This is a genomic window from Citrobacter sp. CK185 (assembly GCF_030333565.1).
Taxonomy (GTDB): domain Bacteria; phylum Pseudomonadota; class Gammaproteobacteria; order Enterobacterales; family Enterobacteriaceae; genus Citrobacter_B; species Citrobacter_B koseri.
Genome location: NZ_JAOWFR010000015.1, coordinates 135,837 through 150,113, shown reverse-complemented (window position 1 = coordinate 150,113; position 14,277 = coordinate 135,837). Strand labels below are relative to the sequence as shown.

9 protein-coding genes are annotated in these 14,277 nt (G+C 55.4%); 4 read left to right on the top strand and 5 right to left on the bottom strand.

The window, feature by feature from the left end:
- Positions 1-47 precede the first annotated feature (47 nt).
- Positions 48-623 carry a Fe-S biogenesis protein NfuA gene (gene nfuA, locus OGV79_RS02945; protein WP_012135521.1) on the top strand — a complete coding sequence of 192 codons (576 nt, stop codon included), beginning with the start codon at positions 48-50 and terminating at the stop codon, positions 621-623.
- A gap of 512 nt (positions 624-1,135) precedes the next feature.
- Positions 1,136-2,452 carry a gluconate transporter gene (gene gntT / locus OGV79_RS02940; protein WP_012135522.1) on the top strand — a complete coding sequence of 439 codons (1,317 nt, stop codon included), beginning with the start codon at positions 1,136-1,138 and terminating at the stop codon, positions 2,450-2,452.
- A 131-nt stretch (positions 2,453-2,583) separates the two neighbouring features.
- On the opposite strand, the gene malQ is transcribed toward gntT, so the two are convergent.
- The gene (malQ, locus tag OGV79_RS02935) at positions 2,584-4,671 is read right to left on the bottom strand and encodes a 4-alpha-glucanotransferase (protein ID WP_286467203.1); all 2,088 of its coding nucleotides are present in this window, start codon (positions 4,669-4,671) and stop codon (positions 2,584-2,586) included.
- Between the two features lie 9 nt (positions 4,672-4,680).
- The gene (malP, locus tag OGV79_RS02930) at positions 4,681-7,074 is read right to left on the bottom strand and encodes a maltodextrin phosphorylase (RefSeq protein ID WP_058668199.1); all 2,394 of its coding nucleotides are present in this window, start codon (positions 7,072-7,074) and stop codon (positions 4,681-4,683) included.
- Between the two features lie 617 nt (positions 7,075-7,691).
- Here malP and malT point away from each other — a divergent pair.
- Complete coding sequence (gene malT, locus OGV79_RS02925) at positions 7,692-10,397, top strand: HTH-type transcriptional regulator MalT (RefSeq protein ID WP_012135526.1); 2,706 nt, start codon at positions 7,692-7,694, stop codon at positions 10,395-10,397.
- Positions 10,398-10,441: 44 nt separating this feature from the next.
- Here malT and OGV79_RS02920 read toward each other — a convergent pair whose 3' ends face one another.
- The 3 genes from OGV79_RS02920 to glpE all read right to left on the bottom strand — a co-directional run bounded on the left by OGV79_RS02920 (position 10,442) and on the right by glpE (position 12,548).
- Positions 10,442-11,200, bottom strand: coding sequence for a DeoR/GlpR family transcriptional regulator (locus tag OGV79_RS02920; RefSeq protein WP_012135527.1), 759 nt, complete (start codon positions 11,198-11,200; stop codon positions 10,442-10,444).
- A 115-nt stretch (positions 11,201-11,315) separates the two neighbouring features.
- Entirely contained in the window at positions 11,316-12,146 is an 831-nt protein-coding gene (gene glpG / locus OGV79_RS02915) for a rhomboid family intramembrane serine protease GlpG (protein ID WP_049011819.1), read from the bottom strand.
- A gap of 75 nt (positions 12,147-12,221) precedes the next feature.
- On the bottom strand, positions 12,222-12,548 hold the full coding sequence (gene glpE, locus OGV79_RS02910) for a thiosulfate sulfurtransferase GlpE (RefSeq protein WP_198448729.1): 327 nt from the start codon (positions 12,546-12,548) through the stop codon (positions 12,222-12,224).
- A gap of 202 nt (positions 12,549-12,750) precedes the next feature.
- On the opposite strand from glpE, the gene glpD reads away from it, so the two are divergent.
- Positions 12,751-14,259, top strand: a complete 1,509-nt coding sequence (gene glpD, locus OGV79_RS02905; protein WP_012135531.1) for a glycerol-3-phosphate dehydrogenase — start codon at positions 12,751-12,753, stop codon at positions 14,257-14,259.
- The last annotated feature ends 18 nt before the right edge of the window (positions 14,260-14,277 follow it).

The following is a 14,277-nucleotide window of genomic DNA, read 5'->3' as shown; positions in this document are numbered from 1 at the left end:
TGGGCGTATTATAACCAAGTAAAATAGTCAACTATTAGGCCATTACTATGATCCATATTTCCGATGCTGCACAAGCGCACTTTGCCAAACTGCTGGCAAATCAGGAAGAAGGGACACAAATCCGCGTATTTGTGATCAATCCCGGTACGCCTAACGCTGAATGCGGCGTTTCTTATTGTCCGCCGGACGCCGTGGAAGCAAGCGACACTGCCCTGAAATTTGACCTGCTGACCGCTTATGTTGATGAACTGAGCGCGCCGTATCTGGAAGATGCCGAGATCGATTTCGTCACCGATCAGCTGGGTTCTCAGCTGACGCTGAAAGCGCCAAACGCCAAAATGCGTAAGGTTGCTGATGATGCGCCGCTGATGGAACGTGTGGAGTACATGCTGCAATCACAGATCAACCCGCAGCTTGCCGGTCACGGCGGTCGCGTCTCTCTGATGGAGATCACCGACGAAGGCTACGCCATTTTGCAGTTTGGCGGCGGCTGTAACGGTTGCTCGATGGTCGATGTGACCCTGAAAGAAGGGATCGAGAAGCAGCTGCTGAATGAATTCCCTGAGCTGAAAGGCGTTCGCGATCTGACCGAACACCAGCGCGGCGAGCACTCTTACTACTAAGATTCTGCCCGGTGGCGCGTCGCTTACCGGGCCTACAATGCATATCCCGTAGGCCGGATAAGGCGTTTACGCCGCCATCCGGCGTTTTGCCCGGTGGCGCGTCGCTTACCGGGCCTGCAATGTATATCCGTAGGCCGGATAAGGCGTTTACGCCGCCATCCGGCGTTTTGCCCGGTGGCGCATCGCTTACCGGGCCTGCAATGCGTATCCCGTAGGCCGGATAAGGCGTTTACGCCGCCATCCGGCGTGATGATATCTTCCGCTTTTCCCCTCCGATAACATGACCTGCCTCTCATAATTTAAATTTTGCCTGCCAGGGTGATTCTCAATCGCTATATGTTACCCGTATCATTCATATGGGCACCAAACATCCCCATAACAGCCGACTAAACCAGATAGTGTTAAAGTCAATCAGTATTGGTGCCGTTACGCTTCTGTTCCCGGTTGGGGCAAGCGGAATTTTTCGTCGACACACCGACGTTACCCATAACAAATGAAAGGCCAGGTAAATCATGCCATTAGTCATCGTCGCTATCGGTGTAATTTTGTTATTACTCCTGATGATCCGCTTCAAAATGAACGGTTTCATCGCTCTCGTCCTGGTGGCACTTGCTGTTGGATTGATGCAAGGAATGCCGCTGGATAAAGTCATTGGCTCTATTAAAGCTGGTGTTGGTGGTACTCTTGGTAGCCTCGCCCTGATTATGGGTTTCGGCGCCATGCTGGGCAAAATGCTGGCAGACTGCGGCGGCGCACAGCGCATCGCGACCACGCTGATTGCCAAATTTGGTAAAAAACACATCCAGTGGGCAGTGGTATTAACCGGTTTCACGGTAGGTTTCGCACTGTTCTATGAAGTGGGCTTCGTGCTGATGCTGCCGCTGGTATTCACCATCGCAGCGGCGGCCAGCATTCCTTTGCTGTATGTCGGCGTACCGATGGCGGCGGCGCTGTCCGTTACCCACGGCTTCCTGCCTCCGCACCCGGGCCCGACCGCCATCGCCACGATCTTCCACGCCGATATGGGTAAAACCCTGCTGTTCGGTACAATTCTGGCTATCCCGACCGTAATTCTCGCTGGCCCGGTATTTGCCCGCTTCCTGAAAGGCATCGATAAGCCGATCCCGGAAGGTCTGTACAGCGCAAAAAACTTTACTGAAGAAGAGATGCCTGGCTTTGGCGTCAGCGTCTGGACTTCTCTGGTGCCGGTTATTTTAATGGCCATGCGCGCCGTTGCAGAAATGGTGCTGCCAAAAGGTCATGCCTTCCTGCCGGTTGCTGAGTTCTTTGGCGACCCGGTAATGGCAACGCTGATTGCGGTACTGATTGCGATGTTTACGTTCGGTCTGAACCGTGGCCGCTCAATGGATCAGATTAACGACACGCTGGGTTCCTCAATCAAAATCATCGCGATGATGCTGCTGATCATCGGCGGCGGCGGCGCGTTTAAGCAGGTACTGGTTGATAGCGGCGTAGACAAATACATCGCGTCCATGATGAACGAAACCAACGTTTCTCCGCTGTTCATGGCATGGTCCATCGCAGCCGTACTGCGTATCGCGCTCGGTTCTGCCACCGTGGCCGCAATTACCGCGGGTGGTATCGTGGCGCCGCTGATTGCGACGACGGGCGTAAGCCCTGAGCTGATGGTTATCGCCGTCGGTTCCGGTAGCGTCATTTTCTCTCACGTAAACGATCCAGGCTTCTGGCTGTTCAAAGAGTATTTCAACCTGACCATCGGCGAAACCATCAAGTCCTGGTCAATGCTGGAAACCATTATCTCCGTCTGCGGCCTGATTGGGTGTCTGCTGCTGGGAATGGTGGTGTAACCGAGACGGCCTGTAGGCCGGATAAGGCAAAGCCGCCATCCGGCAATGTGCGCCAGAATTGCCTGATGGCGCTGTGCTTATCAGGCCTACGTGTTGTCATCATAAAAAAGCCGGGAATTTCCCGGCTTTTTTTACTTCTTCTTCGCGGCCGCTTTTCGCCGCTTGTCCAAATCCTTAAGCAGTTTATTCACCTTGTCATCGGCAAACATCTTCTCAAGCGTCGTGGACAACTTGCGCCGCCAGTTCTTGTACTGGTCGCTGGTGCCTGGAATATTGACCGGCTCCGCCATGTCCAGCCAGTCTTCCGGCTGCAACCCCAGCAATGCGCTATGGCTGTCCGCGATATAACGCTGCATTCCACGGTTGAGGATCGGCGTCATCGACATCAGCGACGCCTTATGCCCGGCGCGTTTCGGCAGGCAACCGTATTTGTGCAGCGCGTCCAGCAGACCCTGCTTCGCCAGCTCACGATCCTGATACAGCCCACGCAATATCACTTCATCCGGGTAAAGCCCCAGCATTTTGCCGAGCGTCAGGTCGCCGCTGTCCCAGTAGCCGCGCAGCGTAGGAAGGTCATGCGTCGTCGCGACTGCCATTGATTGTTCCGGGTACGCTTTCGGCGCGCGGAAGTTCTTCTCATGATCATTCTCGAAATAGAGCACTTTATACGAGTAAACGCCGCTGTCGCGCAGTTTACCCACGATTTCCACCGGCACCGTCCCCAGATCTTCGCCAATCACCATGCAGCGATGACGTTTACTTTCCAGCGCCAGAATAGAGAGCAGGGCGTCCACCGGGTAATGCACATACGCCCCGTGATCCGCCGTTTCACCGTAAGGAATCCACCACAGACGCAGCATCGACATAACATGATCGATACGCAAAGCGCCGCAGTTCTGCATATTGGCGCGCAGCAGTTCAATAAACGGCTCATAGGCGCGAGCGGCGATGATGTGCGGGTCCATCGGCGGCAGTCCCCAGTTCTGCCCCAGAGGGCCGAGGATATCCGGCGGCGCGCCCACCGACGCTTTCAGGCAATACAGCTCACGATCGCACCAGGTTTCCGCCCCGCCCTCCGCAACCCCTACTGCCAGATCGCGATACAGGCCAATCGGCATATCATAACCCTGGCATACCGCCCAACAGGCGGCAAACTGGGTATACGCCAGCCACTGTAACCAGAGGTAAAAGTCCACCTCATCGCGGTGATCTTCACAGAACTGTTTCACTTCCGGCGAGTTCACTGACTGATACGCTTCCGGCCAGACCGGCCAGCCCCAGCGCAACTCATCTTCCTTCACCTGATGCGCGTGCAGCGCGTCAAATGCCGCCTGCCAGTACAGGCTGTCGCCTTCCTGGGCGACAAAGTGGCGAAACGCCGCCATCTGCTCGTCATCACGAAGCGCAAAACCTTTCCATGCCATCCGCAGGGCGGTCATTTTCAGCGCGGTAACAGCAGAATAATCAACCCATTCGGCGTCCCGTGCGCGCTGCAATGTCTGCTGCGTCGCCGGCATGTTCCACCAGGCCTGCGCCTCTTTGCTCAACCGGAAATCGTCAACGGCATTCACGTCGATATAAATGACATTCAACCAACGGCGGGATGAGGGGCTGTACGGGCTGGCGCTCTCCGGGTTTGCCGGGTAGAGGGCGTGAATCGGGTTCAGGCCAATAAATGCGCCGCCGCGTTTCGCAACATCCGTCAGCATCGACTGGAGATCGCCAAAGTCGCCAATACCCCAGTTTTTTTCCGAACGCAGGGTATAAAGCTGAACGCACGCCCCCCACAGCTTCTGTCCGGTCAGCAGCGCCTGCGGCTCATAGCAGCGTTTCGGCGCCACGATGATCCGGCAGTGCGTGCGCTGTTCGCCCTGAGTCAGGGTCAGCGTGTGATACCCCTCCGGCAGCTTTGCCGGAAGCGTAAAGGCTTTACCGCCGGTGGCGTGCCCCTTGTGCTGTACGCCCTCCTCGGTGGTCAGCAGCCAGCTAAAATCGCCGCTGCCTTCTACCGCCAGCGGCATCTTCTTGCCTGCGGTATACACCATCACATTCGGCACTGGCGTTACCGCCACCTTCGTGGCGGCGGTGGCGCGGTGCATCGCATCAAGCAAACGCCGTTTGGTTTCGGCGCCAATCGACTGCGGTTTACCGTGGGCATTGATGTAATTGGGGCTGATCCCCGCCGCCAGCGCGGCATTATCCAGACGTTTGCGTTCCATGGCGCTTCCTTAGCGTTTTGCCTGCCAGATACGAGCCTGATAATCGCGGATGGAGCGATCCGAGCTGAACATCCCGCAACGCGCGGTGTTCAGGATCGTCGCCCGGGTCCAGGCATCCTGGTCGCGATACAGCACGTCCACCTGCTTTTGTGCCGCAACGTAGGCGGCAAAGTCCGCCATCACCAGGTACGGATCGCCCCCCTGTTTGCCAATGCTGTGCAGCATCTGATCAAAAGCGTGCTTGTCGCCGTTGCTGTATTTGCCGCTTTCCAGCTCCTTCAGCACCGCGTCCAGCACTTTGTCTTTCTTACGCCATTTCACCGGGTCGTAGCCCTTGGCCTTCAGCCGTTTCACCTCTTCCACGGTATGACCAAAGATAAAGATGTTCTCGTCCCCGACCTGTTCGGCGATCTCAACGTTCGCCCCATCCAGCGTACCGACCGTCAGCGCGCCGTTCAACGCCAGCTTCATATTGCCGGTGCCGGAGGCTTCTTTACCGGCAGTAGAGATCTGCTCAGAGACGTCCGCCGCCGGGATCAGCATTTCCGCCGCCGAAACGCAGTAGTCCGGCAGGAAGACCACTTTCAGCTTATCGCCGACTTTCGGGTCGTTGTTGATGGTTTCCGCCACCTTGTTAATGGCGAAGATGATGTTTTTCGCCAGATAGTAGCCCGGCGCCGCTTTTGCGCCAAACAGGAACACGCGCGGCACGCGGTCTGCTTTCGGATTTTCGCGGATCTCTTTGTACAGAGCCAGAATATGCAGCAGGTTCAGGTGCTGGCGCTTATATTCGTGCAGGCGCTTAATCTGGATATCGAAAATCGCCTGCGGGTTGATTTCAATCCCGGTGCGCATTTTCACAAATTCGGCCAGGCGGACTTTATTCGCCTGTTTAATCTCACGATACGTTTTGCGGAACGCCGCGTCGTCGGCGAATTTCTCCAGGTTGATCAGCTGATCGAGGTCGTTAGCCCACTCTTTCTTCAACGACTTATCCAGCAGCGCCGCAAGTGCCGGGTTGCACTGTTTGATCCAGCGACGCGGCGTAATGCCGTTGGTCACGTTGTGGAATTTGTTCGGCCACAGCTGGTGGTATTCCGGGAACAGATCCTTCACCACCAGATCGGAGTGCAGCGCCGCAACACCGTTGACCGCAAAGCCGCTGACCACGCACATATTGGCCATCCGCACCTGCTTGTCGTGCACTACCGCCAGCTTCGCCCACACCTGCTTATCGCCCGGCCAGGTTTTATCAACCTGTTTCTTAAAGCGGTCATTAATCTCTTTGATGATCTGCATATGGCGCGGCAGCAGCGCTTTCACCAGTTTCTCATCCCAGCACTCCAGCGCTTCCGGCATCAGCGTATGGTTGGTGTAGGCGAACGTTTTACTGGTGATGGCCCAGGCGTCGTCCCAGCTTAGCTGGTGCTCATCGAGCAGCACGCGCAGCAGTTCAGGGATAGCGATGGTCGGGTGAGTATCGTTGAGTTGAATGACCTCATACTCCGCCAGCTCATGCAGTTTGCGCCCCGCCAGGTGGTGACGGCGCAGAATATCCGCTACCGAGCAGGCGCACTGGAAATACTGCTGCATCAGGCGCAGCTTTTTGCCTGCGGTGTGGTTGTCGTTCGGATAGAGGACTTTCGTCAGTTTTTCCGCGTCGATCCCCTGCTGCTCCGCGCGCAGGAAATCGCCGTCGTTGAATTTGGTCAGGTTAAACGGATGCGCATGCGCGGCCTGCCACAAACGCAGCGGCTGTGCGACGCCGTTCCGGTAGCCAAGCACCGGCAAGTCCCACGCCTGCCCGGTGATCACAAAACCCGGTTCCCAACGCCCGTCCTTCGTCACTTTACCGCCAATACCGACCTGAACATCAAGCTGTTCATTGTGACGGAACCACGGGTAGCTACCGCGATGCCAGTCATCCGGCGCTTCCATCTGTTGCCCATCGACAAAAGACTGACGGAACAGCCCATACTGGTAGTTCAGGCCATAGCCCGTTGCGGACTGGCCTACCGTCGCCATAGAGTCCAGGAAACATGCCGCCAGACGCCCTAAACCACCGTTGCCCAGCGCAGGATCAACCTCTTCCTCCAGCAGGTCGGTCAGGTTGACGTCGTGCGTTTTCAGCACATCGCTCACCGCCTGATACCAGCCCAGATTCAACAGGTTGTTCCCGGTCAGGCGGCCAATCAGGAATTCCATCGAGATGTAGTTAACATGACGCTGGTTTTTAGCCGGTTTCGCCGCAGGTTGCGCGCTGAGCAATTCAGCCAGTGCGCCGCTAACGGCCTGCCACCACTGGCGAGATGTCATCTCATGAGCCGACAGTAAACCGAAACGCTGCCACTGACGCATCAGGGCAGCCTGAAAGTGATCTTTGTTGAAGGTAGGCTGTGACATAGAAATTCCGAATCCTCAGGTAATAAAACAACGTTATCGTTAGTTTGCCTGGCTCGATGTTGACCTTCCTCATCCCACCCGGGATTAGGCAGGGAGGAGTAGTGGGGATGAGCATAAAAGTGTGATCGCCGCCACTTAAAGGTAGTGGATTGCCGATGAATACGTCGAATTACCGCACAGCATACCTGCGACTGCACGCCGTTTTACGCACGATGACACAAATAATTAAATCGCGGAGGTTTATTGAAAGTGAATATGTAAATGCGGAAATAGTTTCTAACCTGAAATATCAACCCCATTCAGTTATTTCCGTTCCTGAATAATTCCCTGAGTTCATTACTTCCTGACTTTCATTAAAAAGTACAGTAACCACACAGAGGTAACGGCATTATTTGGGGCAGGCAGGATCGGGCACCATCCCAGTCTCCACGCACACTCAGACCGTGCTAAACCGTTTCTTGCAATGGATATTTAGAATTGTGACAGAGTGCAAATTCAGACACACAAAAAACTTGCATAGCTTGCATTAAACCGGTTTCTGTCCGACCTTATATCTATTAATTACGAAGCGCAAAAAAAATCGCATTTCCCCATTTCCTCACAGTGAAGTGATTACTATGTTGATTCCGTCTAAATTAAGTCGTCCGGTTCGACTCGACCATACGGTGGTTCGTGAGCGCCTGTTGGCTAAACTTTCCGGCGCGAACAATTTCAGGCTGGCCCTGGTAACAAGCCCTGCGGGCTATGGGAAAACCACGCTTGTTTCACAGTGGGCAGCCGGGAAAAACGAGTTAGGCTGGTTCTCGCTGGATGAAGGCGACAACCAGCAGGAGCGATTCGCCAGTTATTTAATTGCCGCGCTTCAGCAGGCAACGGGCGGGCATTGCTCCACCAGTGAAGTCATGGTGCAAAAACGCCAGTACGTCAGCCTGACCTCCCTTTTCGCGCAACTCTTTATTGAGTTGGCTGAGTGGCATCGCCCGCTTTATCTGGTCATTGATGATTACCATCTGATCACAAACCCGGTGATCCACGACGCGATGCGCTTTTTCCTGCGTCATCAACCCGAAAATCTCACGCTGGTCGTGCTGTCGCGTAATTTACCGCAGCTCGGCATCGCTAATCTGCGCGTTCGCGATCAGCTGCTGGAAATCGGCAGCCAGCAATTAGCCTTTAACCATCAGGAAGCAAAACAGTTCTTTGACCGTCGTCTGTCCTCGCCTATCGAAGCCGCCGAGAGCAGCCGGATGTGCGACGACGTCGCCGGTTGGGCAACCGCGCTACAGCTTATCGCCCTTTCCGCCCGCCAGAACAATAACTCCGCGCACCAGTCTGCGCGACGCCTGGCGGGAATCAACGCCAGCCATCTGTCTGATTACCTGGTCGATGAAGTGCTGGACAACGTGGACGTGAGTACCCGACATTTTCTGCTGAAAAGCGCCATCCTGCGTTCGATGAACGATGCGCTGATCGTGCGCGTGACGGGCGAAGAGAACGGGCAGATGCGTCTGGAGGAGATTGAGCGTCAGGGGCTGTTCCTGCAACGCATGGACGATACGGGCGAATGGTTCAGCTATCACCCGCTGTTTGGCAGTTTCCTGCGTCAGCGTTGCCAGTGGGAACTGGCGACCGAGCTGCCGGATATCCACCGCGCTGCCGCCGAAAGCTGGATGGCGCAAGGTTTCCCCAGCGAAGCCATTCACCATGCCCTGGCGGCGGGCGATGCGCATATGCTGCGCGATATCCTGCTGAATCATGCGTGGGGGCTATTTAACCACAGTGAGCTGGCGCTGCTGGAAGAGTCGTTAAAGGCCCTGCCGTGGGAAAGTTTGCTGGAAAACCCGCGGCTGGTTCTGTTGCAGGCATGGCTGATGCAAAGCCAGCACCGCTACAGCGAAGTGAATACCCTGCTGGCGCGCGCTGAGCAAGAAATTCAGGGCATGATGGACGGTACGCTGCATGCGGAATTCAACGCCCTGCGCGCTCAGGTCGCGATTAACGACGGCAACCCGGATGAAGCGGAACGTCTGGCAAAACTGGCGCTGGATGAGCTGCCGATCGCCTGGTTTTACAGCCGTATTGTCGCCACCTCCGTACACGGCGAAGTGCTGCACTGTAAAGGCGATCTCTCCCGTTCACTGTCGCTGATGCAGCAAACTGAGCAAATGTCGCGTCATCATGACGTCTGGCATTACGCCCTCTGGAGCCTGCTCCAACAAAGTGAAATTCTCTTCGCCCAGGGCTTTTTGCAGGCCGCCTGGGAAACCCAGGAGAAAGCGTTCCAGCTGATTAAAGAGCAACATCTCGAACAGTTGCCGATGCACGAGTTCCTGATGCGCATTCGCGCGCAGCTTCTGTGGGCATGGGCGCGTCTTGACGAAGCGGAAGCCTCCGCCCGCAGCGGTATTGATGTACTTTCCGCATTCCAGCCGCAGCAGCAATTGCAGTGTCTGGCGCTGCTGGTGCAGTGCTCGCTGGCGCGCGGCGATCTGGATAATGCCCGCACGCAGTTGAACCGTCTGGAGAACCTGCTGGGCAACGGCCAGTATCACAGCGACTGGATTTCCAATGCCGATAAGGTTCGCGTGATTTACTGGCAGATGACGGGCGATAAGAAGTCCGCCGCCAACTGGCTGCGTCATACGCCGAAACCAGAATTTGCCAACAACCACTTCCTGCAAGGCCAGTGGCGTAATATCGCCAGGGCGCAGATCCTGCTGGGTGAGTTTGAATCCGCAGAGATTGTGCTGGAAGAGCTAAACGAGAACGCCCGTAGCCTGCGTTTAATGAGCGATCTTAACCGTAACCTGCTGTTGCTTAATCAACTGTACTGGCAGGCCGGACGTAAAAACGACGCCCAGCGGGTGTTGCTTGATGCGCTGCAACTGGCGAACCGTACCGGTTTCATCAGCCACTTTGTGATTGAAGGCGAAGCGATGGCGCAGCAACTGCGTCAGTTGATTCAGTTGAATACGCTGCCGGAGCTTGAACAACATCGCGCACAGCGCATCCTGCGGGAAATTAACCAGCACCATCGACATAAGTTCGCCCATTTTGACGAGGGCTTTGTGGAGCGGCTGTTAAATCACCCGGACGTACCAGAGCTGATCCGCACCAGCCCGCTAACGCAGCGTGAGTGGCAGGTTCTGGGACTGATCTATTCCGGCTACAGCAACGAGCAAATCGCTGGCGAGCTGGCGGTTGCGGCCACGACCATCAAAACGCACATTCGCAATTTATATCAGAAGCTCGGCGTCGCGCATCGTCAGGACGCCGTACAACATGCGCAGAGGCTTTTGAAAATGATGGGGTACGGAGTGTGATGATTGCCCGGTGGCGCTTACGCTTACCGGGCCTACAATCACGATCAGCACAACTCTAACTGAATATGGTGGTCGGTAAGCACCTGCAATACCCCTGCTGGCGGCGTCATATCGGTATAGACGGCATCCACCAGGCTAATGCTGCCCATATTCACCATCGCATTACGACCAAACTTCGAGTGATCCACAACCAGCATCACATGGCGTGAATTTTCAATAATCGCGCGTTTCGTGCGTACTTCGTGATAATCAAATTCCAGCAGCGACCCATCGCTGTCGATACCGCTGATCCCCAGAATGCCAAAATCCAGGCGGAATTGAGAGATGAAATCGAGCGTCGCTTCGCCAATAATGCCGCCGTCACGGCTGCGAAGCTCACCGCCAGCGAGAATAATGCGAAAATCCTCTTTCACCATCAGCGTGTTCGCCACGTTGAGATTGTTGGTCACAATGCGCAGGTTACTGTGATCCAACAAGGCATGCGCCACCGCTTCCGGCGTCGTGCCGATATCGATAAACAGCGTTGAACCGTTGGGGATTTGCGTAGCGACTTTCCGTGCAATACGTTCCTTCTCCGCCGTTTGCGTCGCTTTACGATCGTGCCACGGCGTGTTTACCGAGCTGGAAGGCAACGCCGCGCCGCCGTGGTGGCGCAGGATCATATTCTGCTCCGCCAGGTCGTTGAGATCCCGACGGATGGTTTGTGGGCTGACGGAGAAATGTTCCACCAGTTCTTCAGTGCTGACGTATCCCTGCTTTTTTACCAGTTCGATGATAGCGTCATGACGTTGTGTCTGTTTCATTGTTATTCCCTGGAATTTTGCCGGATGGCGACGCATGGCGTTTTATCCGGCCTACCGACCGTGCATTTTTAGTAGGCCGGATAAGGCGTTTCGCCGCCATCCGGCGCAACCCCAATCATGTTCGTTTTCGCGCATTCACCGTGTCAGCAAATGCCATCGCCAGCCCCACGGCCAGCCCGGCGATGTGCGCACCGTTCGCCATCGACATGCCAAACACATCAAACCACCCGGCAACAATCCAGATCAACGCAAAAGCAATAAGCCCACGCTGTAGATATATGCCGCTTTGCGGATCGCGTTCACCACGTAGCCAGGCGTAGCCCATCAGCGCGTAAACCACGCCGGAAAGCCCACCAAACCACGGGCCGCTGAATTTCTGCTGTACATAACCGCTCAGCAATGCGCTGATGACGGTAATAACAATCAGTTTTCCGCTGCCCAGACGCTTTTCCACCGCCCCGCCGATATACCACCACCACAACAGGTTGAAGAGGATATGCATTAACGAGAAGTGCATAAACGCATGGGTGAAATAGCGCCAGAACTCAAATTTCAGTGACGGATCAAATGGCCACGCCAGCCACACCATGACGCTCTGCGCGCCGACGATGCTCATCGCAACGAACACCAGGATACAGGCGATCATAATAAGCCAGGTGACCGGGCCCGCCCTCTCGCGCAATGTGGCGATAAACGGGAAACGGCGATAGTGCAGCCCGCTGCCGGTATGACCGGACTGCCAGCTTGCCGCCAGATAACGCGGATCGGCGGGATTTTCCAGAAAGCGCGCCAACTCCGCCCGCACGCGCTCGGCCTGAGATTCGTCCGCCAGCCAGACATCGCTTTGATGATGTTGTTGAATCGTCAGGATAACGCCCTGCGTCGCCATGTAATCAACAAATGCCTGCGCCACGCGGGGGTTAGCAAAAGAGGTAATCATCAACATTGTTGCTGTCGCTTAGTCCACACAAAAGAGGACAGTATATAGGCCCTTCCGGCTTCAGGCTGCATCTTTGTGGGCTTAAGCGCCAAATGCCACCTCTGAGGGGAAATGGCGGTGCCAGGCATCAAACCCGCCATCAATACTGTAAACCGCGTCATAACCCTGTTGTAGCAGGTACTGTGCCGCGCCTTTGCTGCTATTGCCGTGATAGCACATCACCATCACCACGGTATCGAAATCATGGTCGCGCATAAACTCGCCCAGCGTATCGTTGGTCAGATGGAACGCCTGCGGCGTGTGGCCCATCGCATAGCTTTGCGGATCGCGGATATCCACCAGCACCGCCGTTCCCTGGTGCAGTTTCTGGTGAGCTTCTTCGACATTAATACATTCAAACTGATCCATGAGTCTCTCTTTCTTTTATATGCAGGCTTTATATGCAGATGGCTATTTTACCGTTCAGTGTACGTCGCCGGGGTAAGTAAACGCCATAATGTTATATGTATCACTCTAAAATGTTTTTTCGATGTTACCACCAGCTCGTTTTTTTGCTATTATGCTCGATAACGAACATTTTTGAGCTTTAACGAAAGTGCAAGAGGGTAGCATGGAAACCAAAGATCTGATTGTGATAGGCGGGGGCATTAACGGTGCGGGTATCGCGGCAGACGCCGCCGGACGTGGTTTATCCGTGCTCATGCTGGAAGCGCAGGATTTGGCCTGTGCAACCTCTTCCGCCAGCTCTAAATTAATTCACGGTGGCTTGCGCTACCTTGAACACTATGAATTCCGCCTGGTCAGCGAAGCGCTGGCCGAACGTGAAGTGCTGCTGAAAATGGCGCCGCACATCGCCTTCCCGATGCGCTTCCGCCTGCCTCACCGCCCGCACCTGCGCCCGGCATGGATGATCCGAATTGGTTTGTTTATGTACGATCATCTGGGCAAGCGCACCAGTCTGCCCGGTTCAACCGGTTTGCGTTTTGGCGCAGATTCGGTGCTGAAACCGGAGATTGTGCGCGGTTTCGAATATTCTGACTGCTGGGTAGACGATGCGCGTCTGGTTCTGGCAAACGCCCAAATGGTGGTGCGTAAAGGCGGGGAAGTGTTAACCCGTACCCGAGCGACCTCTGCCCGTCGTGAAAACGGTCTGTGGATCGTAGAAGCGGAAGATATCGATACCGGTAAAAAGCACACCTGGCAGGCGCGTGGTCTGGTCAACGCCACGGGGCCGTGGGTAAAACAGTTCTTCGACGACGGTATGCACCTGCCTTCACCCTACGGCATTCGTCTGATCAAAGGCAGCCACATTGTGGTGCCGCGCGTGCATACGCAGAAACAGGCTTATATCCTGCAAAACGAAGATAAGCGTATCGTATTTGTGATTCCGTGGATGGATGAGTTCTCAATCATCGGCACCACTGACGTGGAGTACAAAGGCGATCCGAAGGCAGTGAAAATTGATGAAAGCGAAATCAATTACCTGCTGAAAGTCTATAACGCGCACTTCAAGAAACAACTGGGCCGCGACGATATCGTCTGGACCTACTCCGGCGTGCGTCCGCTGTGCGATGACGAGTCCGATTCTCCGCAGGCGATCACCCGTGACTACACGCTGGATATCCACGATGAAAACGGCAAAGCGCCGCTGCTGTCGGTATTCGGCGGTAAGCTGACCACTTATCGTAAGCTGGCCGAACACGCGATGGAAAAACTGTCGTCTTATTACCAGGGCATTGGCCCGGCCTGGACTAAAGAGTGCGTGCTTCCTGGCGGGGATATCGGCGGCGATCGTGAAGATTACGCGGCCAAACTGCGCCGCCGCTATCCGTTCCTGACGGAGTCGCTGGCGCGTCATTATTCCCGCACCTACGGCAGCAATACCGAGTGGATACTCGGCGAAGCCACCTCCGTTGCCGAGTTAGGTGAAGATTTCGGTCACGAACTTTACGAAGCGGAGCTGAAGTATCTGGTGGATCACGAATGGGTACGTCGTGCGGACGACGCGTTGTGGCGCCGCACCAAAGAAGGGATGTGGCTCAACGCCGAGCAGCAGTCCCGCGTGAGCCAGTGGCTGGCGGAATATATTGGCAAACGTCAGTTGTCGCTGGCGTCGTAATGACAATACCGGATGGCG